This window comes from Labrys sp. WJW (genome assembly GCF_001676615.1).
GTDB classification, from domain to species: domain Bacteria; phylum Pseudomonadota; class Alphaproteobacteria; order Rhizobiales; family Labraceae; genus Labrys; species Labrys sedimenti.
In genome coordinates this window covers 43489-69082 of the sequence record NZ_LYXZ01000051.1, presented here as the reverse complement: position 1 = coordinate 69082, position 25594 = coordinate 43489, and the positions used below count along the sequence as shown (strand labels likewise).

31 protein-coding genes are annotated in these 25594 nt (G+C 65.9%); 1 reads left to right on the top strand and 30 read right to left on the bottom strand.

What is annotated here, in order from left to right:
• Positions 1 to 5 precede the first annotated feature (5 nt).
• The 14 genes from BA190_RS26905 to BA190_RS26840 form a co-directional block, all read right to left on the bottom strand.
• Positions 6 to 2582 (bottom strand): hypothetical protein, encoded by a 2577-nt coding sequence (locus BA190_RS26905; RefSeq protein WP_068295273.1) that lies wholly within the window; start codon positions 2580 to 2582, stop codon positions 6 to 8.
• A complete protein-coding gene (locus BA190_RS26900; RefSeq protein WP_068295264.1) occupies positions 2579 to 5239 on the bottom strand; it encodes a hypothetical protein in 2661 nt (886 codons plus the stop codon). Before BA190_RS26900 ends, BA190_RS26905 begins: the two co-directional genes overlap by 4 nt.
• A 6-nt stretch (positions 5240 to 5245) precedes the next feature.
• Positions 5246 to 5809 carry a hypothetical protein gene (locus BA190_RS26895; RefSeq protein ID WP_068295262.1) on the bottom strand — a complete coding sequence of 188 codons (564 nt, stop codon included), beginning with the start codon at positions 5807 to 5809 and terminating at the stop codon, positions 5246 to 5248.
• Positions 5810 to 5835: 26 nt separating this feature from the next.
• The gene (locus BA190_RS26890) at positions 5836 to 8283 is read right to left on the bottom strand and encodes a hypothetical protein (protein WP_068295259.1); all 2448 of its coding nucleotides are present in this window, start codon (positions 8281 to 8283) and stop codon (positions 5836 to 5838) included.
• Positions 8284 to 8285: 2 nt separating this feature from the next.
• On the bottom strand, positions 8286 to 8942 hold the full coding sequence (locus BA190_RS26885; RefSeq protein ID WP_068295256.1) for a hypothetical protein: 657 nt from the start codon (positions 8940 to 8942) through the stop codon (positions 8286 to 8288).
• Between the two features lie 63 nt (positions 8943 to 9005).
• Complete coding sequence (locus BA190_RS26880) at positions 9006 to 9311, bottom strand: hypothetical protein (RefSeq protein ID WP_068295254.1); 306 nt, start codon at positions 9309 to 9311, stop codon at positions 9006 to 9008.
• A 57-nt stretch (positions 9312 to 9368) separates the two neighbouring features.
• On the bottom strand, positions 9369 to 10250 hold the full coding sequence (locus BA190_RS26875; protein ID WP_068295252.1) for a phage capsid protein: 882 nt from the start codon (positions 10248 to 10250) through the stop codon (positions 9369 to 9371).
• 158 nt (positions 10251 to 10408) lie between these two features.
• Positions 10409 to 11332 (bottom strand): hypothetical protein, encoded by a 924-nt coding sequence (locus BA190_RS26870; protein ID WP_068295245.1) that lies wholly within the window; start codon positions 11330 to 11332, stop codon positions 10409 to 10411.
• 2 nt (positions 11333 to 11334) lie between these two features.
• Positions 11335 to 11703 (bottom strand): hypothetical protein, encoded by a 369-nt coding sequence (locus BA190_RS26865; protein WP_068295236.1) that lies wholly within the window; start codon positions 11701 to 11703, stop codon positions 11335 to 11337.
• Complete coding sequence (locus tag BA190_RS26860; RefSeq protein ID WP_068295227.1) at positions 11700 to 13301, bottom strand: portal protein; 1602 nt, start codon at positions 13299 to 13301, stop codon at positions 11700 to 11702. Before BA190_RS26860 ends, BA190_RS26865 begins: the two co-directional genes overlap by 4 nt.
• Before the next feature lie 4 nt (positions 13302 to 13305).
• Positions 13306 to 13527 carry a hypothetical protein gene (locus tag BA190_RS26855; protein ID WP_068295224.1) on the bottom strand — a complete coding sequence of 74 codons (222 nt, stop codon included), beginning with the start codon at positions 13525 to 13527 and terminating at the stop codon, positions 13306 to 13308.
• Between the two features lie 2 nt (positions 13528 to 13529).
• Positions 13530 to 13961, bottom strand: a complete 432-nt coding sequence (locus tag BA190_RS26850; RefSeq protein ID WP_068295221.1) for a hypothetical protein — start codon at positions 13959 to 13961, stop codon at positions 13530 to 13532.
• A 1-nt stretch (position 13962) separates the two neighbouring features.
• Positions 13963 to 15549, bottom strand: coding sequence for a hypothetical protein (locus tag BA190_RS26845; RefSeq protein ID WP_068295219.1), 1587 nt, complete (start codon positions 15547 to 15549; stop codon positions 13963 to 13965).
• 322 nt (positions 15550 to 15871) lie between these two features.
• Positions 15872 to 16441 (bottom strand): hypothetical protein, encoded by a 570-nt coding sequence (locus tag BA190_RS26840; protein ID WP_156771716.1) that lies wholly within the window; start codon positions 16439 to 16441, stop codon positions 15872 to 15874.
• 583 nt (positions 16442 to 17024) lie between these two features.
• Here BA190_RS26840 and BA190_RS36170 point away from each other — a divergent pair.
• On the top strand, positions 17025 to 17327 hold the full coding sequence (locus BA190_RS36170) for a hypothetical protein (RefSeq protein ID WP_156771715.1): 303 nt from the start codon (positions 17025 to 17027) through the stop codon (positions 17325 to 17327).
• Here BA190_RS36170 and BA190_RS26835 read toward each other — a convergent pair.
• Genes BA190_RS26835 through BA190_RS26770 form a run of 16 tightly spaced genes read right to left on the bottom strand, consistent with a single transcriptional unit; the run spans position 17290 to position 25431 of the window.
• Positions 17290 to 17484 carry a hypothetical protein gene (locus BA190_RS26835; RefSeq protein WP_068295205.1) on the bottom strand — a complete coding sequence of 65 codons (195 nt, stop codon included), beginning with the start codon at positions 17482 to 17484 and terminating at the stop codon, positions 17290 to 17292. The genes BA190_RS36170 and BA190_RS26835 overlap by 38 nt on opposite strands.
• Positions 17481 to 17711 (bottom strand): hypothetical protein, encoded by a 231-nt coding sequence (locus BA190_RS26830; RefSeq protein ID WP_068295202.1) that lies wholly within the window; start codon positions 17709 to 17711, stop codon positions 17481 to 17483. Before BA190_RS26830 ends, BA190_RS26835 begins: the two co-directional genes overlap by 4 nt.
• A gap of 3 nt (positions 17712 to 17714) precedes the next feature.
• Positions 17715 to 17993, bottom strand: a complete 279-nt coding sequence (locus BA190_RS26825) for a hypothetical protein (RefSeq protein ID WP_068295200.1) — start codon at positions 17991 to 17993, stop codon at positions 17715 to 17717.
• Positions 17986 to 18255 carry a hypothetical protein gene (locus tag BA190_RS26820; protein WP_156771714.1) on the bottom strand — a complete coding sequence of 90 codons (270 nt, stop codon included), beginning with the start codon at positions 18253 to 18255 and terminating at the stop codon, positions 17986 to 17988. Before BA190_RS26820 ends, BA190_RS26825 begins: the two co-directional genes overlap by 8 nt.
• A gap of 4 nt (positions 18256 to 18259) precedes the next feature.
• Positions 18260 to 18505 (bottom strand): DUF2312 domain-containing protein, encoded by a 246-nt coding sequence (locus tag BA190_RS26815; protein WP_068295189.1) that lies wholly within the window; start codon positions 18503 to 18505, stop codon positions 18260 to 18262.
• Positions 18506 to 18525: 20 nt separating this feature from the next.
• Positions 18526 to 18768 (bottom strand): hypothetical protein, encoded by a 243-nt coding sequence (locus BA190_RS36165; protein ID WP_156771713.1) that lies wholly within the window; start codon positions 18766 to 18768, stop codon positions 18526 to 18528.
• Position 18769: 1 nt separating this feature from the next.
• Complete coding sequence (locus BA190_RS26810) at positions 18770 to 20590, bottom strand: hypothetical protein (protein ID WP_068295186.1); 1821 nt, start codon at positions 20588 to 20590, stop codon at positions 18770 to 18772.
• A gap of 21 nt (positions 20591 to 20611) precedes the next feature.
• The gene (locus tag BA190_RS26805) at positions 20612 to 21523 is read right to left on the bottom strand and encodes a hypothetical protein (protein ID WP_068295180.1); all 912 of its coding nucleotides are present in this window, start codon (positions 21521 to 21523) and stop codon (positions 20612 to 20614) included.
• Positions 21524 to 21527: 4 nt separating this feature from the next.
• Positions 21528 to 22634, bottom strand: a complete 1107-nt coding sequence (locus BA190_RS26800; protein WP_068295175.1) for a toprim domain-containing protein — start codon at positions 22632 to 22634, stop codon at positions 21528 to 21530.
• Entirely contained in the window at positions 22631 to 22981 is a 351-nt protein-coding gene (locus tag BA190_RS36160; protein ID WP_156771712.1) for a hypothetical protein, read from the bottom strand. The genes BA190_RS26800 and BA190_RS36160 overlap by 4 nt, the downstream gene beginning before the upstream one ends.
• Positions 22981 to 23370 carry a hypothetical protein gene (locus tag BA190_RS26795; RefSeq protein WP_068295172.1) on the bottom strand — a complete coding sequence of 130 codons (390 nt, stop codon included), beginning with the start codon at positions 23368 to 23370 and terminating at the stop codon, positions 22981 to 22983. The genes BA190_RS36160 and BA190_RS26795 overlap by 1 nt, the downstream gene beginning before the upstream one ends.
• The gene (locus BA190_RS26790) at positions 23363 to 24091 is read right to left on the bottom strand and encodes a hypothetical protein (RefSeq protein ID WP_068295169.1); all 729 of its coding nucleotides are present in this window, start codon (positions 24089 to 24091) and stop codon (positions 23363 to 23365) included. Before BA190_RS26790 ends, BA190_RS26795 begins: the two co-directional genes overlap by 8 nt.
• Positions 24088 to 24282: a hypothetical protein gene (locus BA190_RS26785; protein ID WP_068295167.1), complete on the bottom strand. Its 195-nt coding sequence runs from the start codon at positions 24280 to 24282 to the stop codon at positions 24088 to 24090. The genes BA190_RS26790 and BA190_RS26785 overlap by 4 nt, the downstream gene beginning before the upstream one ends.
• A complete protein-coding gene (locus BA190_RS26780) occupies positions 24279 to 24668 on the bottom strand; it encodes a helix-turn-helix domain-containing protein (protein ID WP_068295164.1) in 390 nt (129 codons plus the stop codon). Before BA190_RS26780 ends, BA190_RS26785 begins: the two co-directional genes overlap by 4 nt.
• A complete protein-coding gene (locus BA190_RS26775) occupies positions 24665 to 24976 on the bottom strand; it encodes a hypothetical protein (protein WP_068295161.1) in 312 nt (103 codons plus the stop codon). The genes BA190_RS26780 and BA190_RS26775 overlap by 4 nt, the downstream gene beginning before the upstream one ends.
• The gene (locus BA190_RS26770; protein WP_068295157.1) at positions 24973 to 25431 is read right to left on the bottom strand and encodes a hypothetical protein; all 459 of its coding nucleotides are present in this window, start codon (positions 25429 to 25431) and stop codon (positions 24973 to 24975) included. The genes BA190_RS26775 and BA190_RS26770 overlap by 4 nt, the downstream gene beginning before the upstream one ends.
• Positions 25432 to 25594: the final 163 nt, after the last annotated feature.

Here is a 25594-nt window from a genome sequence, read left to right as displayed (position 1 = left end):
ATCTCCTACAGTCTGCAGGCCTGCACCAGGCCGGAAAGATGACGGTTGCGCTCGCCGGCGGTGGCGAGCATTTCCGGGGTCGCCATCACCACGGCCCCGTCATCGCCGACCATGGGCACATGATCCTTGACGGTAAGCTTGCGCGCTGGAGTGGCCCGCGCGGACTCTGCGGCGGTCGCTGGCGGGCTTTCCGCGGTTTTTGACTCCGCCGGAGCGGCGGAGGCGGGAGAGGCTTCAGCGGGCTTGCCTGCGGCGCTAGCGGCTGGCGCCGGATCTTCGACCCGCAGAGCGGCGTCCTTATCGTGCAGACGCATGATGCTTCCGGCCGCGATTTCCTTGCCGGCCGGATCATAGAGCTTGCCATCAACCACGGAAGCGATTGCCGTGGGCTGGCGTCGATGGAAAGCCGTGACTGTTTTACCGTCGGCGAGGAATTGTTGAATTTCAGAGACCATTTGCCGAAGTCGATCCGGGCGGGATTCCGAGTACACCTTCCTGCTCATCGATCGGCCATTCGTCTCGATGGCGTAGCGGTTGCTCAAATCATCGCCGGTGAGCTCCAGGACACTGGCAGGCGCCGAGACGGGAGGCGAGGCCTCGGCCCGCGCCGGCGCTACCCGCTCGAGCGATGGCCGGTTGAAGAACTCGCGAATATAGCCCTGCCGCGCCGTCTCGATCTCGGCGGCCAGGCCATCGCGCGCCGACAGGGCATCGCGCAGGGCGGTCTCGCGCAACGGCAAGGCAGCTTCCAGTTCCTCCAGCCGTGCGACCACGGCGGGATCCAGCTTGCCGAACAGGCCGCGAACTTCGTTCTGCACGGCATCGGCGCGCTGCATGATGCCGGCGCGCTGCACCTCCGACGTCGCCTTCTCGGCCGAGGCGAGCAGGCGCTGATATTTGGCGTCGAGCTCGCCGGCCTGGATGAAGGCGGCGCGGGTGGCGCCGAAGCGTTCATTGTCCAGGCTTTCGGCGCGCAGCACGCCGAGCTCGCGCTGATTGCCGGCCACGGCGTTTTCAAGCTCGGATAGCCGGCGCATCTGGTCGGGCATGGTCTCCTGCAGGGCGCGCTCCGCATAGGCGGACGGCGTCTCGACCTCGCCGGCCAGGCCGAGCATGGCATGCGCCGAGGAAACGGCGCCGCGCGCCGACAATTCGTCGGTGATGATCTGGCGCGCCTCGCCCATGGAGATCGGGCCGGCCTCGCGCAGCCGGCTGGCGAGAAGCGATTGCAGGGTGGCATCGTCGGTGGTCAGGGCGATGGCAAGGCCGTGGTCGGGCAGGATGTCGCCGTCGCGCACCCGGCGCCAGGCATAGGCGCTGAGATCGGCCATTGCGCCGGTGGCGCGGATGACGGGATCTTCCGAGGCGAGGGCGGTGTCGATCAGGCGGCGATCGGAACGCAGCCATTCGGCATCGTCGAGCGTGCCGCGCAGGCGGCGACCGGCAATGGCGGCCTCGGCATCCTTCGTCACGAAGAAGGTCGGCCGCACGGCGAAGGGCCGCGGACTGCCGGGATTGACGGCGGCATCGAGCCCTTCGGCGAAGGTGCCCTGCGCCGCCGATCGAGCCACGCCGGCAGGCGGCTGCAGCACCGCTTCGCTGATCGCGGCCGAGACGTCATGGCCGCGCAGGGCCGCGTCGTTGACGCTGCCGGGTGCCGCCCTGGCGCGGCGGCCGGCCAGGTAGCCGGGAACCTCGATACCGGCACGCAGCAGCCCGCCGCCGATCGCGCCATAGACGAAGCTGTCCTTCACGTTCTGCCAGGCGAGATCGTCGCCATTCTCCAAGCCGAGGGACTTGCGATCGGCCTGAATGGTCGGCTGGGCAATCGCCGTGACGCCGGCATTGACGGCGCCATCCGCCAGGGCGCCGGCGATCACGCGCGTGACCAGGCCGCGCCCGATGGTGCCGGCCGGGCCGCCCGCCAGCAGGCCGAGGGAGAATTCGGGCGTGCCGACATCGCCGGCGAAGCCGCCGCCGAAACCGGCAAGCGTGTTCAAGGTGGCGTTGCCGCTCTCATCCTTTTGCGCCGCCTCGCTGGCCTGCACCACGTTCTGCGCAATGCGCGCCTGGTCGCCCTCGATATCGTAGGTGAGTTCCGGCGCATCGGCCCATTCCGGCCTTTGCTTGCGCAGCTCGGCGACCTTCCGGTCGAAGACTTCCCGGCCGCGGCGCAGCAGTTCCGGCGTGTTCTGCTGCAGGGTTTCGAGATCGCCGCCCTCGACGCCGGCGCTGATGGCCTCGCGCAGCACGTCGCCGTCATAGGCGTTGAACATCGGGTTTTCGAGCTTGACGCCCGTCAGCTGGCGAATGCGCTGGATGGCTGCGTCATAGGCGCGAATGCGCCGGTTCTCGGCGCCGGCCGTGCTGTCGAGCAGCCAACGCTGATCGGAAGCCGCGCGGAACTGCTGTCCCGCCGCGGCGCGCTTGTCGGCGTCGAGGACGTCGGAGGCCGCCTGGCCGAGATCCTGCGCACCGGATTTCAGGCGCTCCAGCCGGGTGCGTTCCGCCTCCGTATCGCCGACGCCCTCCGGCATGGTGAGGTAGAGGGAGGGCTCGTACATCCCGAAGAGTTCGGTCATCGGAAGGCCTCCGGCATGCGCTCGCGCAGCACGCCCTCGAGCTGGCGCCAGGGCAGGACGAAGGGCGCGCCGCTCGCCGTGCGCACCGGCGCGAAGCGGCCGAGGGCGGGATCCGTCAGGCTGAAGGCGTAATCGCCCGACGCCGTCAGCACCGGCAGCGCCCGGTCGATCAGGTCGGCGATCGGCATGGGCTTGCCATTCGCGCCGACCGGCCGCATGGCATCGGGAAGGGATTTCAGATCTTCGTCGCCGATGCTGTTGAGCAGGTCGACGAACTTGTCGGCCCGGACGTTCGGCTTGACCACGACGACGCCGCCGGCGCGGCCGTGCCAGGCCGAGCCCTCGAATTTCTGCAGCCCGCCATAGCTGACGCCGTTGACGACGGTGCGGCCCGACGCCTCCTGCAGGCCCTCTTCATAGAGCGCCCTCGACTTGTCGGGATCGGTTGACGGATCCACGCGCCGCGTGCGCGCCTCGCTCTGATACCAGAGGTCGACCGAATGCAGCAAGTTCTGCTGCGCCGTGTCGGACAGGCCCGCCAGGGCGCCGCCCAAGGCCGCATCCGTCGAGGCCTTGGCATCGTCGGCCTTGATGGTCGGCAACTTGTCGGCTCCCGGCTCGTTGCGCGCCTTGATGGCGTTGGCGACATTGGCGGCGAAGCGGTCGGATCCGGCCGCGACGGAGACCGAGGTGGCGAAGGCCATTTCGGGCGCGCCGTTGCCGACCTCCTTCAGCACGGCCGGAGCATCGGCGCCGGCGCCGGTGACGATCGATTTCATGAAGTCGATCGATTCCTGCCCGCCACGATTGACGATGGCCTTGATCTGCGTCGACTCGTCCGGCGTGAAGAAGGTGGGCGATCGCCCCTGCGCCAGGCCGATCGCCTTGGCCTGCGCCACGCGCGGGCCGATCTGGCCAGCGAATTGCGGCGAGGCGAAATCGATTGGGGCGATCGAGGGCGTCAGACCGAGATTCACCGCCGCGCCGAGCGGATCGGAGCCCTCGGCGGTGCGCCTGGCGTCGATGACCTTCTGGAAAAAGATGTTGTCATCGGCCTGGTCTTTCGTCATGCCGCCGGCGCTGACGCCGGCCTCCGTCACGACATCGCCGCCGCCGCCGAGCACGGCGAGGGCACGCGCCCGGTGCGAAGTCAGCATGCGCTGCACATGGCCCCGCACGGTGCCGTTGCCGTCGGAAGCGTTGTAGCGGCCGGGCTGGCCGGCATTGATGGTCGAATAGAGATCGTAGATGTCCATGCCGGGCTGGAAGCCGCGCGCCTTCAGATAGCGCACCACGGCACCCATCTGGTCGCGGAAGGACTGGCCTTCATAGGCGCCGAATTGCTTGCGCTCGGACGGCCCGAACTGGATCAGGCCCATGTAGTTGCCGCCTTTGCCGCCCCATTTCGACGGGTTGAAGGAGCCGATGGTCTCATAGGAGATCACCGTGGCGAGATCCTCCGGCGTGGTGCCGAGCTGCGCCGCGGCCTCGCGGATGATGCCGCCGACGCCGGCGCGCTGGCCGGCCTCGCGATCGCGCAACCAGGATTGCGCGGCGCCGACGGTCGGCGCCAGGGCGATGGCCTGTGAGCCGAGCAGCCGGCGCTGGGCCTTGGCCAGCATGGCCATGCCGGCATCGCCGAGGGTGCCGGCCTCCAGGGCGAGACCGGTCATTTCGGCCTGCGTCGGCGCCTGGCCCTTGCCGGCGCGATCGAGCACGTCGTCGAACTTCTTTTCGAGATCGTTCGCCTTTGTGTGCTGGCCCGTGCGCATGCTGGTGGCCAGCCGCCCGAGCTGGCCCTGCAGCTTGTCATAGGCATCGCCGTCGAGATCCTTGATCTTGCCGGCGCCGAAGTCCGATTTCAGCTTCTCCGAGAAGGCGTCGACCTCTTCAGGCGTCTTCAGCTTGGAGGCATTGGCCACCATCAGCGCCGAGGCATTGTCATGCCGGATGCCGATCAGCAGCTTCTGCGCCACCACGGGATTCATGCCGTAGCGCTTGACCATGTCATTGATGCGAGCCGTGTCGTCGGCAATACTGAGATCGGTCTGCTCGGCGGCATTGGCACCGCCGGCGGCGATGATCTGGGCCCGCGAGGTCTGGCTCCGGTCGAGATCCGAGACCAGGTTCGCCGTCGCCTCATTGTTGGTCTTTTCTTTGAAATTGTCGCCGACCTTGGTGCGATAGGCCAGCTGCAGGCCGGACCAGCGATGGTTAAAGTCGGCCGCGACTTCCGGAAACACATGGTCTTTCTGGTAGGTTTGCCGGATCTTCTCTGCCGCCGCGGCGAAGCCGGCCGGGTTGTCGCGATTGGCTTCGAAGGCATCGGCCATGTCCGAGCCGAGCTTGGCGGTGAGATTGCTCGAATAGACGTTCACGGCCGCGTCGTCGAAGGCGCGACCCCTAATCGACATCGAGCCGGACGGCCGGAAATTGGGATCGGCGCCGGCCGCCAGCCCGGCGCGCTGGCCCTCGACCTGCGCGGCCTGGTCGGCCAGCCGCGAGAATTTGTCGGCGAGCTTGGCGGAAATGCCGGCGACGGTCGACGTCGTCTGCGACCCTTCCGTCTGTCGCGGCACGCTGGCCAGCGGGCCGACCGGCTGGGCCTTCGGATCGAATTCCGAGACGCGAACAGGTGACGTGAAGCGATTGGCCATGAAGGATTATCCGCGCTTGAGAACATCGGTGCCGAAATCGAAGGCCAGGCCGAGGGCCTTCATGCGCCCGGCGGACTTGGCGTCGCGCGCCATGGCGCGCAGGGCCTGCGCCCGCTGCGTCAGCCGGTTGCGCGTGACCGTCTCATTGTCGAGATCGGTCGAGAGCGCCCGCGCCGCGTCGGCCTTGGCGTCGTCGCGGGCCTGCAGGGGCGAGCCGAAGGAGAGATCGAGGCCGGATGCCGCATAGGCGACATCCTGCTCGCCCAATTGCTTGATCAGATCCTTGCGCATGGAATCGCGGCGCACGCGGCCCTCGACCGATTCCTGCGCATTGTCGGCCATGGCCTGGCTGGCTTCGAGATTGTAGGCGGCCGCCTGTTGCTTGCCGGCATTCATCGCCGCCATGGCCGAGATCGCCGTGGCGCCGCCTGACAGCATGGTGGTGAACAGCGAACCGAGCGAGAAGGTCGAGGCCGTGGTGGCGGCCGCGCCGGCCGTGGTCGCCGCAGCGGTGCCGCCCGTAAAGGCCGAGGTCAGCGCCGAGAAAGCGGCGGGAATGAGCATCGTCATGGTCGGCCCTCAAGTCTTTCTTTGCGTCAAGTCTTGGCTTCGCGCACATAGGAGCGCAGGGACAGTTTGCCGGGCCGCACCTGCGTGATAACCGCGCTGCCGTCGGGCGACCAGCCGTCGAGACCCGAAGCCATCACCGGGCCCGTATAGGGCGCCGGCGGCTGGTCGACCGGCCCGCCGAAGCGCGACAGGGCAACGTCGCGGGCCGGGCGGCCATTGGCGCCGATGGCGACCGAGGTGGTTTCGAGGAGCTCGAGGCGGACGGTGTGCACGCGGCACGGGCGCTTGAGCACCGTCATGTCGCCATTGACCACCTTGGACAGCGGCAGATCCTCGAAAACCGGCGGCGTCCAGCGCCCGGCCGTGATGGTGGTGGCGGCATAGGGCATGGTGAAGCTGCCGCCGGCGACGGTGAACGGCCCCTCGATATAGCCGTCGCAATCAGCCCAGACGGTTGCGCCTTCCAGTGCGTCGAAGCCGCTGGCCGTGGTCGAGGGCGCCTGCACCTTCGTCACGGCCTGGTCGAACAGCAGGCCGGCTTCGAGCGTTTCGAAGATCAGCCAGGGCACACCGGCGACCTGGCGCTGCACGGCCAGGCAGACCAGGCTGTCGGGATCCACGGCCGCCGAGCGCACCAGCCCCGGCGTCGACCAGCGCACGAAGGCATTGACGTCCTGGTTGCGGATCAGCAGTCCGACGCGCAGGGTGCCGTTGTTGTTGACGATCCACAGCCGTTGCGAGTCGGTCTCTTCCTGCGATTTCTGCAGGGCCAGGTCGTCGACCTTCTGCAGAAGCTGCGAGGCGAGCAGGGAAATCGGCTGGCTGTCATAGCCCTGGCTGACGTCCGAATAGGTCGCGGCCATCAGCATGGTGCCGCTCTCGTTGGCGAAGATCAGCGAGGACTCGCTCTCGATCACCGGCACGCCGGGGCGGCAGCCGTCATTCGAGGAATAGGACCAGTTGCGCGGCTCGCTGCGCGTGATCGCCCGATTGGTCAGGAAGCGATTGGCGGCGTCGGTGAAAGCCACGAGCTGCTTCGACTTGACGAATTGCAGGATGACTTCCGAGCCGTCCGTATCGAGATTGTCGAGGATCGGCGCCGAGGGCGCTTCGATCAGCGTCTGCAGGTTGTAATACTCGCCCGGGCCGGACATCACATAGGCCGAGCCGAGCGCCTTGAAGCCGCCGAGCACCAGGCGGTCCTGGTAGAAGGTGCCGCAACGCGGATAGCCGCGCGCGGCCGACATGATGGCCTCGCCGGCGCGCACGCCCTTGGTGACGCGCGAGGTGGTGACGGCGCCGTCGGCCTGCGAGGTCGGATGGCCGGTGATCGAATAGCCCTGGCCCTTGACCTTGCCGTCGAATGTGACGGTGTAGATCACCGTCTTGGTGCCGGAGACCGGCGCGTCGGCCGCCGTTACCGTGATGCCGGCGGCGCCGATCGCCGGCAGCAGCTCGATGACGCGCTTGAGATCGGCCGCGCTGCCGGCATAGTCGATCGCGCTGCCGATCGTCTTCAACTCGGCTTCCGAGGTTTCCGAGCCGTCGATATTCAGCACGAACTTGAAGCCGAAGCCCAATTCCAGCCAGGTGATATAGACGTTCCAGACTTCCGCGACGGCATTGGTATAGGTGCCGCCGAGGTCGGCGAGCGGGATGTTCTCGAAAGGAGCCGGATCGGACTGCCAGTCCGAGTCGCCGCCGGTACGCAGCAGGCGCCAGGGCTGCACGTCGGGATGCCAGAGCAGCATGGTATCGAAACGCTGCGTCGTCGAGATCTCGGCCAGTTGCGCGGCGGTGTGTGGGATCGGGCAGGACGCGACATAGAGGCCAGAGCGGAAGATCTCGGCATTGCCGGGCGAGAGCGCCACCACATAGGGCCGGTCGCGCGCCGCGCCGAAGGGTTTCAGGCGGCAGGACAGGCCGAAGCTTTCGGACAGGATCGAGATCGTGCCGAGCGTGAAATCGGTAGAAGCCGAGGGCGCGAGCGCCAGGTTGACATGGACATAGCGACCGGAAACCGCGCCCCCCGGCGGATAGGCCAGGCGCCTGGTGCGCGCCGTGGTGAGCACCGTCAGTCCGCCGGTCATCAGCGGGCCGGGCGCGCCGGCCGAGTTTGAGACGTCGACGGTGATGTAGGCGCCGCGGAGCTCGAGCGAGGCCAGGAAGCCGCTCAGGTCGATTCCGGCCACCATCTGCGCCGAACCGAGATCGACGGTCGCCAGCACCTGTGCGGCCGTGACGCCAGCGACGGGAGAAAGCGCCTGGCTGGTGATCTGGGCAAAGGCGCGGCCGAGCCGGGCGCGATGGCGCGAGCGGGGCAGTTGCTTCCAGCCGCCTTGCGGCACAGGTTCCAGGCCATCCATCAGCTTGGCGCCGGCATACCAGGTTTTCACGTCGGTGCGATCGAACAGCTCGACGGAGAGCTCGCCGGCGTTGAAGTTGGTGCGTTGGGTTCCGGGGCGTGCAACCATGGTCAGGCCCACCACTCGCCGGAGGAGGCACCGCCATACCAGGCATCGGTGAGCGGATCCGAGGCCCAGAGCGGTTGCGGGCCGGGATGGGAAAGATCCTGCTGCATGGCCTTGAGGAAGAGACCGCCGCGGCGGTCCTGGCTGGCCGCGCCCCAGGCATCCTGGTCGAGGGCAGCGGCGAGGTTCGCATCCTGCGAAACCGGCATGGCCAGCGCGGCCGCCAGCGCCCGGGTGGCGAACTGCCGGAAGGCGGCAGGCCAGGCCGTGACGGCCGGCCGGCAGCGATAGCCGGCCCAGAGCGGCGCCCGATCGGCGCAGAGGCGATCGCCCTCGATGGCGAAGTCGCGCAGGCGATCGCGACCCCGCAGGCTGGGCAGGATGGCGATCGGCAGGCCGATGCGATCGCCCGGCAGCTGGAAGGCATAGCGGTAATCGTTCTGCGGATCGGCCGTCAGCTGCTGCAGCGACGCCGTCTTGAGCGCGAAAGTCCAGGGATGGGCGGCGAGGCAGGATTCGATCGTGTCGACATAGGTCGCATTGACCTTGGCGGCGAGGTCGGTGTCTTCGTCGAAAGCCATGATCGCCCCGCCGGCGAAGACGGCAAGGGCGTTGTTGGCGATCATGATGTCGGTGATTGCCGTGACGGGTGAATCGGCCATGGAGCGCCCTCATGACGGAGCCCGCGCCGGAAGGGCGCGGGCTGGTTTGGTCGGAAAGCGGGATCAGCCGGCGGCCGTGGCAGCCAGGGCGATCGTGACGTTGCCGGTCGGCACCGGCGCCGCCGTGACCACATAGGCCTTGAGCACCGGCGTGCCGGCGTTCACCATGGTGGCGAGGATGATATCGCCCTTGCTGACACGGCCGGCGTCACGGGCCGCATTGAAATAGCCGGCGGTCTCGACCGTGGCGGCCGCGTCGTTGGTCGCATAGGTCGAAGTCTGCACCAGGGTCGAGGTCGCGTTGCCGGCGGCATCGCCCACCGGCGTCTGGCTGTCGAGCCGGCGCAGGGCTTTTGCGCAGAAAGACATGGAAGATCTCCAGAAAAAGTGAGGGGAAGAACGCCCGGCGTACCGGGCGCCATTTCATCAGGGCGTCGGTCGCGACAGGGCCACGTTGGTGGCGAAGCGCAGGCGGCGCACGCCTTCCGGCAGGATCACCTTGGCGCAAGCCGACATGTCGTTCGCCGCGAACCAGGCCTTTTTCGTCGCGATATAGTCGATGCGCGATTCCAGGCTGTTCGAGCTCGCCATGCCGAGCGCACCATCCACCCACATGTAGCCGTCCATCTGGTTGGCCGCCGGGATGTTGAAGAAGTTCTTGGCGGCGTTGGTGGGGTGGCTGGGCAGCGGGATGACGTTGATGCCGCGATAGCGCCGGGCGCCGATCTGCTTCAGCAGCGGATACGCATCGGCCACCCAATCGGCGGAGGAGAACTCGCGATAGAGCTCGAGCTGCTGCATGAAGATCGAGGGGATGGCACACCAGTACTCATAGGCGCCCGAGCCTTCGTTGAAGATCTGGCCCTGCGCGTCCATGATGTTCACCGGAGAAATGGCGGTCGAGCCATCGCCCACGGTGAGAATGGTTCCGCCCTCGGCATCGAAGGCACCCATCACGATGCGGTCGAAGCGGCGACCGATCGCCATGGCGCCGGACTGCTGGACCACCGCCTGCTCGTTCTGGCTCATCTTCTCCAGATCGCGCTTCTTGATCCAGTCATTGGCTTCCCAATCGACCATTGTGGCCTGCACCGTGTCGCGATCGAGGTTCATGCTGGACGCATCTTCAATCGAGGTCGAAGCCTGCTGCGCCTCGCCCATGCCGGCGCGCTTCCAGATCACGGTATTGCCCCTGACTTCGTCGGGGCCGCGCGTGGCCGGCTTCAGCAGCCAGCCCTTGGACTGCAGGCGATGGGTGACGCCATCGATATATTTGGTTTCAAACCATGCGGGGGCACGGGTAGACATCTGATCGTCTCCGAATGTGAGGGTTCGTCTCGCATCCGGGCCGATTGCAGGGTCGCCGATCGGGTCTTTGGCAGGGTGCCATGATGGCCGATGGCGGCCCCGGTCCATCCCGGTAGCCGCCATCAGAATCGTGCGCGTGGAAGAGTGTTAAGCGCGGGTCAGTTGCGTTGACCGTCGCCATAGAAGCGCTTGTACATGGCATCCGTCTCGGCCGCGAAAGCCGGGTCGAATTTGGTCGAGGTGGGATCGTTCTTCGGATCGGCCGCCCTGGCGCGCAGATCCTGCGCCGAAACGCCGCCGGCGCCCTGGCCGCCGACCAGCGGCGCCGTCTCGCGCAGCTGCGCGCGGAAATACTCGACCGCCTTGATGCCGGCGGCGGTATCGAGGGTGCTTTCGAGCATGGCAACGGCGCTTTCGTCGAGGCCGCGCGTCTTCAGGGTCTGCACCCACGCGATGGCGTCGCGGGAACGGCGCTCGACCTCGCGGTTGCGCTCGACCAGGTCGGGCATCTGCGCCGCCGGGATCAGCGCTTCCTGCTCTTTGGCAGGATCCCATGGCGGCTCGAGCTCGCCGCCGGCGACGACATCCTTGATGTAGGCGCCGGCAAAGCCGTCGAACTGCTTTTGCGTCAGCCCCATGGCGAAGGCATGCTTCTGTGCCTGCAGATAGACGGGATCCTTGGTGAGGTCGCCGAGATAGGGCTTGATCTCATCCGGCACCGTCAGGGTGTAGCCGGCGGCATCCTTCGGCATGGCGCCGAACTTTTCCGTCCGCTCGGCTTCGCCCTTGCGATAGCCGTCCGCCACCTTGAAGAGCTTGTCGATCGTCTCGCGATCGCTCGCCCCGTAATAGTGATCGGGCAGGCCTTCCGGCCGATAGGGCTGGCCCGCCGCCGCGGCGGCGGCTGCAGCGGCAGCGGCGGCAGCAGCGCCAGGATCGCCGCCACCGCCGCCACCGTCACCGCCGGAGCCGGAGGCATCACTTCCGCCACCGGGGGAGCCGCTACCAACGCCATCGCCATCGGGCGCGCGGAAAATCCAGTCTTGCAGCATGAAACTCGAAAGCAGGAAACGGCGATGCATGGTCAGGTTCCCTCACGTTGGGGTGGTTTTTCCTCGCGCCCGAATGCCAGGAGCTTGAGGAGATTGAAGAAAACAGCGTTCTGGCCCTCGCGCATGGCGACATAGGCCATCGGGTCCTGAATGCCGTAGGACCAGACGGGGCGGCGCACCGTGGTGTCGGCCAGCCATTCCAGCACGCGTCGGCCCTGTTCGGTCTCGAAGACCAGGCGGGCATCATTGGCGAGCTGGGCCATGTCGTCTTCGAGCGGGGCGGTCGACTGGCGATCATCGGCCTCGAAGAACTTCCAGCCCTGCGTTTTCGCGAGCTGCTGCAGGACGTCGAGCGGCTGCGCCTCGCGCGGCCCGAAACTGGCTTCCGGTTTTTCGGTCATGCGGCGGCTTCCGTGGCTTGCGGCTTCATGGCGTCGGCCACGATTTCGGGTTTCCTGACCAGCGCCTCGGTAACGGCGGCGCCGGCCTGCTTCTGGGCATTGGCCTGGTCGATCTCCGCCCGCTGTTGGGCCGTACGGCGCCATTTCGAGCGGATGTTAAGTTCCGTCATGAGATCATCGATCGCCTGGTCGAGATCGATGAAACGGTTCGGATCCTGCCCTAGCGCTTCCAGGAGCTGCAGGAACTTAAGGAAGGGATCGAGGTGGCTGATGCGCATGGCATCGGCCAATGGCGAGAGAATGCGCACCTGCACGAACAGCTGGTCGGGTTTGAGATCAGTCTGCAGCAGGCCCTTGCGATAGAGGATTTCCGAGACGCGGCGCACCAGTGGCGGGATAATCTCATGCACCAGGCGCCCAAAGGCGCCGATGTAATTATCCTTCATGCGCTGAAGACTACCCACGAATTCGGAGGCCGAGACCGGCGTCTTGCCCTTGCTCTCGACCCGATCGTCATGCAGGCCGGTGCGGATCCTGTCGGTGAGGTTTTGCGTCACCAGCTGGCCCATGTCGACGCGGCCGGTGGCCGGATCGAGGCGCTGCACATCCGGCCCCATCACGCCGCCGGTCGAATTCATCGGCCACATGGCGCCGGGCGCCAGGCGCGCCGTATCCGGGTTGAAGGCGCCGCCCGGGCGATAACCCCAGATGCCGAGCATCTGGATAGCGAAAGCCTTGAGCACGAGCTCCTGCGCCTTGTTGCTCGTCTTGATAGCCGGCAAGGTGAGCATGATCGGGCCGCGACCCCAATTCTCGCCTGGGACCTTGTGATAGCGCGCGATGACGATGGGCTGTGTCCGGTAGGTTTCCGTCACCACCGGCTCGGTGCTCTCCTTGAGAGTAACGATCAGTTTCCATCGCTTGCCAACGCGCACGAAGTCCTGGTTGATCTCGACCAGCTCATCGGCGCCATCCGCGGCGAGGGCTCGCTCGAATTCCTCGGGGAATTTGCCCTTCGGGAATTGAAACTTGATCGAGCGGCGTGTTTCCTCCGTTCGCCAGTATCCGGCCAGGAGCTTGTTCTTAGCCCATTCCGTCGCGAGCTCCTCGGTCGGAATCGCCACGAAGTCGACCGGATTTTCATCGTCGCCGTCAAGCGGCAGGATCGCGCCGGTACCGGCATAGAGATCGATGCAGGCTTCGTTGGCGGCCTGGTCGAATTCACCAGTCTGGAAGAACGGCACGATCTGATCCGAGACGGCCTCGATATCCGCCGCAAATTTGGCACCATTCTCGGCGTCCATCTTGGCCGCGAGCTTGGCGACTGGGCCCGGCTCATATTTGAACCACCCCTGTCCCGACGGAAACAGATCCTCTTTCAGGGTGCCGGCGCCGTGAAATGTCGAGGTGATGGCCGTGTCGTCGAAGAGATTGTCGATGCGGTTCACGGCCTGGCCGCGCCGGCGCGTCGGCTGGCGATAGGGGATGGCGTATTCATAGGCCTGGTCGTACAGGCCCTGCCAGATGTTCTTTTCACCCCATGCGCGTTCCGCGCGCTTGCGATGCTGTTTCAGATCGAAGGGCGCGGCCGCTGCCATAATGTCAGGCCCCGCCGCCGATCGTCGAGGAACCGCCGGTATCGCCCATCAGCAGGCGACGGCCGCGCGGGGCCTTGGCCAGGGCCGCCATGTTGGTGGCGGTTTCCTGTTCGCGACCCTGCGCGTCCTGCTGCGAGCGCGCCAGGGCGATGCGGTTCTGGTTTGCCTGCATGCGCTCCTGGCGCTTGGCGGCCTTTTCGGCACCGCCCCCGAACATGCTGCTCATCCTCAAGCCTTTCTGTAGGTGACGAAGCCGTCCTTTTCGGCGACGGCGACAAAGCCCATGAGGCGCGCCATACGATGGCCGGCCGGATTTCCCGCCCGAACCATGGCCTGGAGCGCGACAGGACCAGTTTCGAGCACGCGGGCGAAGATTAAGCGCGCGAAGGCCAGGCCCTCGCGCATATGCGGGGCGCCGCGCGGATCCACGGCGAGCGCCACCTCGACCAGGCGCCGCCCTTCATCGTCGCTTTGGGCGAGCTCGAGGAAGAACAGCGCGGCGACCAGGTCGCCATCGAGACGGATCCCGAAGCTGTCGCATTCGGCGATCTGCACCGTGATGGCCTGGCCCAGCCGCGGCTTGGCCGTGGCGAAGGTCGCCAGCGCCAGGGCCTTGGTTTCGAACAGCGGCGCCGGCGTTTCGAAGGTGAGGCGGGGCATGTCAGGTGTCCCACACGCTGAAATCGCCGCCGGCGGCTCGACGCTCGCGCCGATCGCGTGCCTGGCCGATCGGCACCACGCCGGCGCGCAGCCCCTTGGCGGCATCCTCGATCACGCCCATGCGCCCGCGCTTCGTCAGGGTGATGTACTGCAGGGCGTCATGCGGGTTCGAATATTTGTTCTTTTCCGGCCGATCCTCATAGCGATCGGAGGTCGCGGTGCGGATCCGCTTGAACTTGTAGTGAGCAGCAAAGCCGCCGATCACCATGCGGCAGGAAGGATCGATAAGAAGCGCCGGCGTCGCGTTGTCGATCGACTTCGTCAGCAGGATGCGCACGGATTCAATGCGGATATCCGGCTCATTCGACGGCGCCGGCAGGATCGGCCGACCGAGCCCCATGCCGACCGATTCCGCCCATGTCATCTGTCCGGCGATGCGATCGGCGCCATAGAAGCCAGCCGGATCCGCCGCCAGCAGGCCAAGCGGCAGGCCCCGGAACCGATCGGACATCAGCACCGCGAGCAGCTGCGCGAGGAAGCGCTCGATGCCGGTGCCGTGATCGGGCACCACCTCGGCCAGGACAAGCATTTGCCCGGTCGGCAGCGTCTGCGTCAGGATGGCCGCCGGCGACAGGCCCTGGTCGAAGCCGATATCAATCGGAAGGCCGGGCACCGGCTTGATCGTGCCGGCGGCGACGTGGCGCTTCTGGTCGAATTCGGCGTGGTAGACCGGCCTTCCATCCGAGGAATAGCCCCACAGGCCGTCGACAAAGCGGCGCTTGTCTTCCTTCGTCATCGTCGCCGCTTCCTCCTGGTACTGCAGGAAGGTTTTGCCGCTGCGATTTTCGGCTTCGGCCGACAGGCCGGAGGGCTGATGGAAGAATTTGAAGCTTTCCCGCGGCGCTTCGACCAGGTCGCGGTAGAGCGGGTGATCAATATCGGTCGGGTTGAAGTCGCATTGCACCAGGCGGGGAATGCGCGCCTCCGGATCGACGAGATCCGCGCGCGCGGGATAGCGGCCGGTGCGGGAGTAGAGGAAGGTCGGCACGCGCTCATGCAGCAGATCGGCTTCGTTGCACCAGCCCCACGTACATTCATAGCCCTTCAGCAATTCCTCGATCGCGACATCGCCGACAGCGAAGAAATCGACCGTCAGGTCGACCGGAACCTCGCGCCCGCCGCGCACGGTAGCCAGGCGCAGGACGTGCTGCGCCGGTCGATCCTGCCCGCCGAAGAACCGGGAGCCGCCCCAATCCGGCGGAAAGAACTGGAACCAGGAGCGCAGGGTAGTGCGGTAGAGCGCGCGATAGTTGTCGCGCACCACGCAGCCCCGCACATGCACGACGCCGTCCTTTCCAACCGGCACGGCGCCGACGGAAAGCCTGATCGGCTTGAAGACCGAGGCAACCGTCTTCCCGCTGCCCGCCGGGCCCGTGATGCAGTCGATCGGCCCCATGGAACGGATATAGGCCGCGCCGACAGGGCCGGGCGGGACATAGTTCAGCAGGTCGAATTGCGGGCTGGTCGGGACGTCGAAGCCGCAGAGCGCCTTGAGCTCGGCCCGCGAGATGGTTTGGACGGTCGCCACGGCCTATCCCTCCGCCCTTTGCCCGCGCCCACGGGCGACCGCCCGGCGGCCCAGCCCCTCGGCCCGCGCGAGTCCTGTTAGGTTCGGGCCGCTGTCCCAGACTTGCCACGGGTGTGAGACGCTAGGACCCAGGGGGAGAGGGCCGGCGCCGTTTTTCGAGGGCCGGCCCGCCTGCCTGACGCTACGGAATGAAGGGGGGAGGGGGTAGGCGGCCGCCGGCGCCGGCCAGGGGCTGGCCACGCGCGCGCGAGGGGCTGATGCATCGAGCCAATGATTTTCAATCATCGGTTCCGGTGGCGGATTATGCAGCATTATCAATACACTAGCGCTCATCATGCGACACCTTGTCATGCGACCCTTGCGGCGCAGGCTCGCTAACCTCTTGATATTGCTGCGGATCTAGATCGTGGATCGACATGGCGCCATCTGGCCGCCTCACTGCCTCGCCGAGCCGCACCGACCCGTCCTGGATGATGATCAGCGGCCGCGCCGTCTCGGCCTTGACCTCGACCGCCTTCGGCATGGCCTGTTCGAAATAGGGCAGGGCCTCGGCCGCCGCGCGGATCTGCGAATTGAAGGCATCGGACAGCTTGAGCCCCGTCCGCGCGCAGAGCTCCTTCACGTCCATGCTGAAGATCGCGCACAGGAACTCCAGCGGGTTGCGATAGCCCTTGGCCGCCATCAGCTTGGCGTATTGCAGGGTGGTACGGTTCGGACTGCCAGGCGGCCGCCCCGGCCCTTTCTTCGGCGGGGCAATGGTCGCGCCTTCCAGCTGCTGCAGCTCTAGCCCGAACAGGTCGGCGAGGGCGGCCTCGACGTCGCCAGCCCCTGGCGCGGCCGGCGTGTGTGCCTCTGAAATCCCCTGATTTGCGGTCTCAGCCACCTTGGCCATGGCCGTCTTGTCGGATCCGGACATATTACCCCTATTTTCAATAGGTTAGCGCTGGTCGGGCAGCGATCGAGCGAGGGCATAACCGCGACATAACCGGCTTTTCACAAGTATAATCAAATAGATAATCCCTCTGGTAATGCGGTTATGTGGTTATGTCTTAGCGCATACATGCGCGCGCACAGGTATACTCACATACGCGCGCGCGAAGACTTCATTACCGGGATAACCCGGCCCTAACCCTTTCTCAGCGCTCATGATTTCCGGTTATGTCTAGGTTATGAGCGGTTATGCGGCATAACCGCCGCTGCTCACCCTCGAAGCATAGGCATGGCCGTGGCCTGCTTAAGCGCGATCCCTCGCATATGTTCTCGCCTTGAGCGGCACGAAGATGCCGCCTTGCATCTGCAGTGACGCCAAGGCGAGGCCGCTTCTAATCGGCAACGGGTGGGGGAAAGAGGGATCGCGGGCGCAAATCGGGCTCGGGGCCAGGGGCATAGGGCTAAGCCTTGCCTGCCGGCGCCCGGCCACGGAAATGTTTTGTTCTCATCTTGTTCTCATTGGCCGAGATGTGCGAGAAGAGGGCATGAGCACGCAAGCGCACATGCCCGCCACCATCGACGAGGCGGAAAGAGAGGGCTGGAGGTGGCTGGAAGCCAGCTGCAGCGCCGGCCACAACACATGGATACCGTGGCGGCTGCTGCGCATGCGCACCGGTCGGCAGGACCTGGCCGGGATCATCGGGCACGGGTATTGCACCCAATGCCAGGACCGCCGGCGGCCCGATCGCTATGCCCTGGTGCGCGAGACCTGGCCGACGATCAACGGGCCGCCGAGCTATGAGCGCCTGGCTATCGAGCCAGCAGCGCCCACGCCAGCCAGGCCATGAGCGAGGCACATGTCGCCGCCATCATCATGAAGGCATTCCAGACATGGCCGGCGCCGTAATTGCCGCCATCGACGCGGCGACGCCACACATAGGCAAACGAGGTCAGCGTGACCAGGGTGGGGAGGATCCACCACCCATAGGTGAGATGGATGATCATGGCACTGCCTCACAGACGAACACGCCGAGATTGCCCCGGCAGGGCTTGCAGAAGGCCTCGCCAGCCTTCCGCCCTTGGGTCTCGACCTCCTTGTCGCACCAGGCGCAGGGCGGATAGACGTCGAGCTCATCATCCTCAGGCCAGCAATCCGGATCTTCGCAGAAGTCGCAGCCGCAGCCGCCGAGCGTATCGACGGCGCAGCACATGAAACCGCAGGCGTTGCACATCGCCTAGTTCCTCATCAGCCGGCGCAGGCGCGCGATTCTATGGTCAGCCGGTGTCCAGCAGCTGCAGGCGTTGTCGCTATGCGTCTGCGGCGCCTGGCGCATCACCTGCTCATAGGCGATCTCATTGCTGGGCTCGGATTGCGCCATGGAGTGCAGCCGCGTCAGCATCGGCGGCGGCACCCATTGGCAGAAGCCGGGCACGGGATCGTCGAGGCCAGCGGCGGGCGCGGCAGGCGCGCCGGCCGGCGTGAAGTGCAGGCAGGTTTTGCAGGTGTCAGCCATTCATCCGCACTCCCGTCACGGCGATCGCGCCAGGCTCGCCGGCTTCGCACCAATAGGCCGTCGCATCCTCCCTCTCGCTGTCGTAGCGCATCCAGAGGTGGGCGACCTCGCCGGCCTCGAAGGGCCATTCATTCCCGAAGCGCTCGCGCTCGAAAGCAGCCTGCAGGGAGGGCGTGACCGTCGCGACATCGACATGCCCTTCCACGTACACGCCCCAGGGTTCGTCAAGCTCTGTCCACAGCACGCAAGGGTGAAAATCCATCGCCTCACTCCATGCCTAGGGCTTGCAGATACAGCTCTAGAATCGCGTCTTCCTCGGCGCGCTCGGCGGCCGGCTTTTTGCGCAGCGAGATGATCTTGCGCAGGATCGTGGCATCGAAGCCGTTGGCTTTGGCCTCGCCGTAGACCTCCTTGATGTCATCGGCGATTGCCTTCTTGTCTTCCTCCAGCCGCTCGACCCGCTCGATGATCGATTTCAGCTGGTCGGCCGCTACGCTGGTTGCGTCAGTCATGGTCACCCTCCTAGGTGCTTTCAAAATGGAATGTCTTCGTCGGTAAGATCGAGCGGCGGCTTCTCGCCAAAGAGCGACACGACCAGCGGGTCTGGAATGCCATTCTGCAAATCCCGCTCGAAGATCGTTCCGACGTCCCATTCGCCGTGGCAATTGGCTTCCACCATCCAGTACCGCCGATTGCGATAGTGATGCGGGTAATAAGTGACGTGGAATTTCTCGATGGGCCGGTCACATTTGGCGCAGTGCGCGACTATCTTCACTTCACCCTCCTATCGCCTGGTCGAACGCCTTCAGATCCACCAGCAGGCATCTGGTGGTCACGCGGTTGATCTTCATGTTCTGGCCGTTGCCCCGGTCGCGGATCACCACATCGCCGGGGCCTTGCTTGAGCGCATGGCTCCACACGCCGCCGCCCCACTTCGAGCCGGCGAACAGCTTGGTCACGAGCGGCCAGGTCTTTGTCGGGATGGCGAGCAGCACGCGCACCTCGCCGTCGACGATCTCCGTCTTGAAGCCGAGGCCGACGCTCTGCAGCTGCGAGCGCAAGGTGTGTTCGTCATGGGCGCCACGTTCAAAAATATCGAGCGCATGGCCCACCGTGCTCTTTTCGCCGGCCTTCCAGGCCTCGATCATGGTGCCGAGCACATGGCCGACGCAGTCGCTCCAGTTCTCGCCATGCTCGGCCCGTTCCTCGGCCGTGGCCTCGGCCACCAGCTTGCCGATCGAATTGCTTTCGTCGGCGACGTGCAGCCCCGCCTTTTCGAGCGCTTCGTCGCCGAGCAGCAGGTTGGCGATCGCCAGCGGCACGCCATAGGTGCCACGATCCTCGAAGCCGGCCGCGAGCAGGGATTCGCGCCAGAACTTCCATTTCGCCTCGAAGTGCGGCCAGGCATCCATCACGGCGCGCAGGATCATGCGCCCGTCATCGGCGCCGAGGGAAAGGTCGCCGGGCGCCTTGATCTCCTTCAGCTTGTGCAGGTTGAGGAAGATCATGCGCTGCTTGTCGGCCGGCTCCATCGCCGGCGGATTGATGGCCGAGAAGGCGAAGACGTTGCGCAGCGTGAAGCTGACGCCCTCATGGTCGGCGCCGCCGCGCAGCATTTCGTCGCCCGAGGCAGCCAGGCGCGCGAGCTCGATGATCGCCGGCCCGCGCTTGTCGTCGGCCTTCGCCTCGAGCTCGTCGATCGAGACCGGCAGCACGTCCATTTTCACCTTCTGGTAGATGCCGGCGGCCGTGGTGTTGGCAGCCTTGATCAGGCCCTTGCCGAACAAAGCGCGCAGCAGGCCCTGCAGCGTCGATTTGCCCACGCGCTTGTCGCCGGCGAGGAACAGGGCCGGGCGCCAGGGCAGGGCGGCGCCGAGGAAGGCCGAGCCGATCCAGCCGATCAGCAGCACCGGATCGAGGCCGGGCCGTTCCCATTGCCAGCTCTGCAGCAGTTCGAAGATCTTTTTGACCGGGCTGTCTTCCGGGCTCACCGGCTCCTGCCAGGGCACGGAAACCTGTGCCCGGCCGGGATAGACCACGCCCTCGATCATGCCGAGCGGCGAGGCCTGCAGGCGCTTTCCCTGCACGCGATAGATCGCTTCGCCAGCATGCCACACCAGGCCGCCGCTTTCCGTCAGCCACATGCCACGGCCGCGCACCACGTCGTCGGCCGAAAAGATGCCGACCTCAGCGCAGGCCTTCATCAGGCACTGAATGCAGTCGTCGACCTCAAGCCCGTTGATCTGGCTCGGCTTGCCGCCCTTCGGCGCACCCCAGCGTGGCCAGTGGTGGTAGAGGTAATTCGGGCAGCGGGCGAAGAGATCGAGCAGCGTTTTCTTGTTGAAGTCGCTGCGCTTGACCGAATTCAACTGCCCGTTGCTGTCGAAGAAATAATAGACGCCGTCATTGCGGCCCAAGGGAACGACGGGGCAGTTGGGCGGCATCCGGCTCGCCGGCGCTCCCGGCCATTGCCCGGCATGATAGCCCCACTGCTCGGCATCGCCCATCGGCGGATCCTTGGGAGCCACCGAGCGCGCGAGCTCGTCCCGCGCATCCGCGAATTTCGCGCGGATGCCTTTTGCACCCCCTTGGGCCATGTCACTTCCAATTTCAGAGGATTACTTGCGGCTCTTGCCCTTGCGCGCCTTGGCGACCGGCTCGACTTCGTCGAGGCTCGGCCCCACTTCGCGCACCGGCGCCGGCGACTGCATCACGTCCGGGGCAGGGGTTTCGGCCGGCTTTGTCGAGGCCGCGCCGGGCTCCTCATGGGCGGTAGCGGCACCGTCCGCACTGCCTTCTTCGGGCTGCGCCTGGTCTCCATGCTCCAAAACTGCCGGATCCACAGCGTCACCAGCCACAGAGGCTTCGCAACCTTCAGTTCCATCTTGCCCTTCCTCGCTTCCTCCAAGGCGCTCATCCGATGCGGTCCCCACACCTTCTTCAGGCGGCGAAGAAGGGGTCTGTGGTTCACTACCTTCGCCGGCCGTCGACACATCCGGCGCATCGTCGATCCTCTTCAAGGTCATGTGCGGGTTGGTTTCGAGCGGATCGGGATGCTGCTCGAAAATGGTATCGCGGGGATCGGCCGAGAGCGCCGAGGCCAGCACCGGCGCCGTCGAGCCGGCCAGGCGCTGGCGCAGCTCCTGGCGCTCTTCCTCGATGTCCGACTCGCTATCGAGCAGGCCGAGCATGGTGGCGAACACGCTGAAGGCGACGCGGCGCGGGAAGGGCAGATCGGCCCAGCCGTCGACGGGATCCGCATGCAGGCCTTGGCCCTGCGCCATTCGGAACAGCGCCTCGATCGGCGCCGTGGAATGGTTGCGCACGAAGCCGGCGAGCAGCTGCGCGCCCACCTCGTAATGCAGATCGTCCTTCGGCTCGACTGGCTTGCTCAAGCCCTCGACGCCTTCGATCCAGCGATAGATCTCGACGTCATTTTTAGCCAGTTCATCGAACCGCTCGGGATTATAGGCGAGCACCCGGCCAACCCTCTCGGCCATCGCACTGGCGATGATCACGTTTCTGTCCATCCATTCACCCCTTCAACAGATCGTTGAAATCCGAGCCGATATGGCTCGCTACCGCCGCCACCGGCTTGCCGTAGCCTTGCAGGCGCTCAAGGGCTTGCTCGAACTGGTCGAGGGCCTGGCGCGAATGCCAGTCGTTTTCCTTCAGCACGATCACGTCGCTGACGCAGGGCTGGTCGATCGGCACATTGCCGATATTCGCCAGCATCGTGGCCGCCCACACGCGGCATTCCGGCACTTCCTGCCCGAAGGACAGGCAGGTCTCGATGCCTTCGCCGATCGCCAGCGTCGTGGCGTTGCCGTCCGTGTTCGCCGCCTCGACCGCAAGGCCGGTCGGCCCGCGCGTCAGCCTGACGACGCCGCCCTCGACATCGCCGCGCATCAGCTTGGCTTGCGGAATGCCCGCCTTGCCGCTGCCGTCCGGCTTCACCCAAGTGCAATGCACCGCCGTCACCACGCCGGTGCGCTGGCGAATGGCGCAGATCATCGCCGGGCCGACATGGCCTGGCTTCACCTTGCGGCCGTCGCGATATTCGGCCGTCATCCAATGCTCGACCACGTAGGCGCGGATCTCGCGCGACTCGAGGTGCGGAATCGCCGTCACGTCGATCGAGCGGCCGGCCAGGTAGCGCCGCACGGCCTCTGTCGCGCCGGTGCGATCGTCTTCGAGGATCGGCGTCGCATGGCGGAACAGCTCGAAAGCCCATTCACGCTTGCGCCTGGCGCGCTCGGCTTCCTCGCGTTCGGATTTCTTGCGGCTCTCGGCCGCCTGGCGCTGCACCCGCTTCACCGCTTCCGGGTCGGCCCGATCGAGGCCGAGCCGCTGCCGGGCCCAGGCGAAGGCGCCGGGCATGTCGGTATGCTGCGTCAGGGCGATCAGGCCGATCAGGTCGCCCTTGTCGCCGGTGCCGTAATCGTTCCAGCCGCCGAACCGCGCCGGATCCAGATAGACCTTGAAGGCGCCCGGCGTGCGCTCGCCCCGCCAATGGGCCAGGGCAACCCACAAGCCACCATCGCGCCGGCCGCCGCCGCACAGGTCGCGGATCAATGACGCGCCCTCGGCCGCATAGAGCATGGCCTTGAGGTCCGAACCGGAAATGCGGGCGGCGTTCATGACGCCCCCTTCTTTTCCGTTGCTTGCCGAAAGGTATCCAGGTATGCGGCAATTTCGGGACCCAGGTGGCCGATTGACGGATCACCTGAAAGCTGCTGGATCAGCTCAATAATCATGGGCCATTCGTTGTGAATGGCAGCTATCCAGTTTGCATTACTATACCCGCAGCATCCATGAGTGAGAATTGCATGGTCATCACCATCGCCTATCGCGCCAACATGCTTCGGATGAACGGCGTTTTGATAGGTACTCCACGGCCCTGACGTGGAAAGAGCATAAAGAATTGACAATCGCTCAATCATAGATCGACGGGGATCATCCAATATAACCTTTGGCTTGTCTGACATTACGGACCCTTCTCGAAATTTCCGCGCCCCTCGATCACGTCGATGCAGTCCTGCAGCGTGCCTTTGTGCCGCATGCAGGCTTTCAGGAACTCGCCATGGTTCTCGATCCAGCTCTGCCGGTTGAGCACCAGCTCCATGATCAGGATCTTTCGATCCGCGCTGGCCTGCGTCATCTTCCCTTCCTCGACACGGCGGGCGTAGACGCGGCGCCGCCATTCGATTTCCGTGCCGATCTCCGTCAGGATCTCCGGCCCTTCAATGCCGGCCGTCGTCTGCGACGGCCTGAGAGAAGCGGCGGCCGTGGGGGAGGAGGCCACGGCCACCGGCGACGCATTGGCGGGGGACATGCCGGCGTCGACTTGAGGGGATTGCGAGAACAGGTCAGGCATAGGGCACCTCGCTGTCGTCGAAGAGCGGGGCGCCGGCCGGCAGGGCGAAGCGGCGGACATCGTCCGGCCGCGCATAGGTGCGCCGGATATCCGGCGCGATCCAGTCGAACAGCGGCCCGCTTTGCAGCGTCGGCCGCCAGGCGCCGAGCGGCCTGTCGGGCTGCAGCCAGATCACCCAGCAATAGGCCGTGGCAGACCTGCCCTTCGGTTCCCAACGGCCTTTGTGCATCGGCACCCGGCCGGCATATTGCAGGATCAAAGCCGGGCGAAAGCGCCGGAAGAACTCGTATCGGCCGCTTACCTCGCCACCTTCCAGCCAGGCCGTGCGCACCAGCATGCCGACGCCGACACGGGCCCGCGCCGCCGGATGCGTCAGCGCCGTCTCGACGAAGGCGAGCGCCTGGTTGAAGGGCGGATTGGAGAAGATCCAGTCAACCGCCGGCTTTTCGCCGCCGTCGAGGAAATCCGCCACCTCGCCATAGCCATAGGGAAAGATGTCCGAGGCATAGATGGTGGGGTCGATAAACTCCTGCAGCACCGCCGCCATATGGCCTTCGCCGCAAGCCGGCTCCAAAATGGTGTGCTGGCGCGAGAGCAGGCCGCGCTGCGACATTTCCCACCCGAAGGCGCGCGTCGCCCAAGGCGGCGTCGGAAAATAATCGAGGCTGTCCGGCGGCTCGCTGCGCCTGGCAACAACGGCAAGGTTCGGGCGGCGGCTCATTGCGTCGCGCCTTTGGCCTGGCGCGCCCGCGCTTCGCGCAGATCTTCCACCGCCGTCACCAGCCGTTCGGCCAGCACCAAGGCCTGCTCTTCATCAAGACTGGCGGTGCAAACCACGCTGTGGCCATCCGACACCGCCATCGCAATGCGATCGCCTTCCACCAAGTCCAGCTCAATCTTGCCGTTCTTCATACCTGTTGCTCCCCGAGCATCGAAGCCAGGCGCGAACGGCTGAGACCGGTCAGCGAATAGCCGACACCCCAATGTGTGTGGATGAAGAGATCGAAGGGCGCGAGCCGCTGCCGCAGGCCGGAAATGTGGACCTTGACGATGTTTTCGTCCCAATCGCCGCCATTGTCGGTCGGCAGCAGGTAGCGCAGGCTCGAATGCGGCACGATCCGGCCATTGGCCTTGAACAGCGCCGCGAGCAGCCGCGCCTTGGTCGCCGTGAGCTTGAAGGCGGGCGGCCATTGCAGCGTCGGAGCGAAGGCCTCCTGCTGCTGCCTGACGAGCTCTTCGAGCTCTGCGACGCGATCACGCAGGCACTGTTCGACGGTGACGGCGGCTGCGCTGCTCATCCCAGTTTCACCGGCTTGCCGAGCAGCGCCGTCAGTTCGCGCTCATAGTTGGCGACTTCCTCTTCGGCCTGGTCGGCCAGCGCCGCGGTGAATTCCTCTTCGGTGCAAATGCCCTTGGCGATCAGGACGCGAAGGAGCGCACCCGATCCGACCAAGGCAGAATTGACGCCGACCCTCAGATGCTTGGGCGTGCATTCGCGGCTGACAAATCCAGGCATGGGCTGGTCTGCCGGCGTGAAGGCGACGCCGCTTTGCATCGCGTGCAGGGCAGCGAGGTAGCGGGCTTTGTCTCTTTCCAAGGTGCTCATACCGTCCATCTCCCTGTGACGTCGTGGGCCGCCTGGTCGAGCAGGCGGTCGAAATTGGGATCGTCGCGGCGCTGCTCGACCGATCGGCAGGCCAGGCATACGGCTGCCTCCGTCAGGCCGACGGTGCGGGCGATCGCCCGTTGGGGAATGCCGACCATCGTGTGTGCGAGATAGATCGCCGCCTGCCGGACGTGGCTGCAGGCGAGCCAATGCTTGTCGGCCGTGGCGCCCCGGCGCGGATCCGCCGCCCACACCTGCGTTGGCGTCACGCCGAGGCGAGGCGCTATCGCTGTCAGGAAGGCGCCGTAGGAGGCTTCCATCAGGGCGCGGCGGGTGACATCGTCGAGCTCTTCCGCCTTGCGGAGGCGCCGCAACCCATCGGCCAGCTTGCCGATCAAGGCATCGGAGGCACGCTCCGGATCGGCGAGAACACGATAGAGCCAGCGCACATTCACCCCGGCTTCGGCCGCCAGCCTCGAATGACTGACAGGAAAATTTTTTCGGAGGCCCTCGATAACTTCGACCGCGACCCCCTTTTCGGTTGTCGCGCTTAAGTTAAGCCATGGCCTGGACTGCGAATCACCCGCGCGCTTGGCTACGGTCATGGCCGTGGCGATC

Coding starts and splice junctions, on each gene's coding strand:
- BA190_RS26905 (WP_068295273.1), bottom strand. CDS start 2,582: ATGACCGAACTCTTCGGGATGTACGAGCCCTCCCTCTACCTCACCATG.
- BA190_RS26900 (WP_068295264.1), bottom strand. CDS start 5,239: ATGGCCAATCGCTTCACGTCACCTGTTCGCGTCTCGGAATTCGATCCG.
- BA190_RS26895 (WP_068295262.1), bottom strand. CDS start 5,809: ATGACGATGCTCATTCCCGCCGCTTTCTCGGCGCTGACCTCGGCCTTT.
- BA190_RS26890 (WP_068295259.1), bottom strand. CDS start 8,283: ATGGTTGCACGCCCCGGAACCCAACGCACCAACTTCAACGCCGGCGAG.
- BA190_RS26885 (WP_068295256.1), bottom strand. CDS start 8,942: ATGGCCGATTCACCCGTCACGGCAATCACCGACATCATGATCGCCAAC.
- BA190_RS26880 (WP_068295254.1), bottom strand. CDS start 9,311: ATGTCTTTCTGCGCAAAAGCCCTGCGCCGGCTCGACAGCCAGACGCCG.
- BA190_RS26875 (WP_068295252.1), bottom strand. CDS start 10,250: ATGTCTACCCGTGCCCCCGCATGGTTTGAAACCAAATATATCGATGGC.
- BA190_RS26870 (WP_068295245.1), bottom strand. CDS start 11,332: ATGCATCGCCGTTTCCTGCTTTCGAGTTTCATGCTGCAAGACTGGATT.
- BA190_RS26865 (WP_068295236.1), bottom strand. CDS start 11,703: ATGACCGAAAAACCGGAAGCCAGTTTCGGGCCGCGCGAGGCGCAGCCG.
- BA190_RS26860 (WP_068295227.1), bottom strand. CDS start 13,301: ATGGCAGCGGCCGCGCCCTTCGATCTGAAACAGCATCGCAAGCGCGCG.
- BA190_RS26855 (WP_068295224.1), bottom strand. CDS start 13,527: ATGAGCAGCATGTTCGGGGGCGGTGCCGAAAAGGCCGCCAAGCGCCAG.
- BA190_RS26850 (WP_068295221.1), bottom strand. CDS start 13,961: ATGCCCCGCCTCACCTTCGAAACGCCGGCGCCGCTGTTCGAAACCAAG.
- BA190_RS26840 (WP_156771716.1), bottom strand. CDS start 16,441: ATGGCCAAGGTGGCTGAGACCGCAAATCAGGGGATTTCAGAGGCACAC.
- BA190_RS36170 (WP_156771715.1), top strand. CDS start 17,025: ATGAGCACGCAAGCGCACATGCCCGCCACCATCGACGAGGCGGAAAGA.
- BA190_RS26835 (WP_068295205.1), bottom strand. CDS start 17,484: ATGATCATCCATCTCACCTATGGGTGGTGGATCCTCCCCACCCTGGTC.
- BA190_RS26830 (WP_068295202.1), bottom strand. CDS start 17,711: ATGTGCAACGCCTGCGGTTTCATGTGCTGCGCCGTCGATACGCTCGGC.
- BA190_RS26825 (WP_068295200.1), bottom strand. CDS start 17,993: ATGGCTGACACCTGCAAAACCTGCCTGCACTTCACGCCGGCCGGCGCG.
- BA190_RS26820 (WP_156771714.1), bottom strand. CDS start 18,255: ATGGATTTTCACCCTTGCGTGCTGTGGACAGAGCTTGACGAACCCTGG.
- BA190_RS26815 (WP_068295189.1), bottom strand. CDS start 18,505: ATGACTGACGCAACCAGCGTAGCGGCCGACCAGCTGAAATCGATCATC.
- BA190_RS26810 (WP_068295186.1), bottom strand. CDS start 20,590: ATGGCCCAAGGGGGTGCAAAAGGCATCCGCGCGAAATTCGCGGATGCG.
- BA190_RS26805 (WP_068295180.1), bottom strand. CDS start 21,523: ATGGACAGAAACGTGATCATCGCCAGTGCGATGGCCGAGAGGGTTGGC.
- BA190_RS26800 (WP_068295175.1), bottom strand. CDS start 22,634: ATGAACGCCGCCCGCATTTCCGGTTCGGACCTCAAGGCCATGCTCTAT.
- BA190_RS36160 (WP_156771712.1), bottom strand. CDS start 22,981: ATGTCAGACAAGCCAAAGGTTATATTGGATGATCCCCGTCGATCTATG.
- BA190_RS26795 (WP_068295172.1), bottom strand. CDS start 23,370: ATGCCTGACCTGTTCTCGCAATCCCCTCAAGTCGACGCCGGCATGTCC.
- BA190_RS26790 (WP_068295169.1), bottom strand. CDS start 24,091: ATGAGCCGCCGCCCGAACCTTGCCGTTGTTGCCAGGCGCAGCGAGCCG.
- BA190_RS26785 (WP_068295167.1), bottom strand. CDS start 24,282: ATGAAGAACGGCAAGATTGAGCTGGACTTGGTGGAAGGCGATCGCATT.
- BA190_RS26780 (WP_068295164.1), bottom strand. CDS start 24,668: ATGAGCAGCGCAGCCGCCGTCACCGTCGAACAGTGCCTGCGTGATCGC.
- BA190_RS26775 (WP_068295161.1), bottom strand. CDS start 24,976: ATGAGCACCTTGGAAAGAGACAAAGCCCGCTACCTCGCTGCCCTGCAC.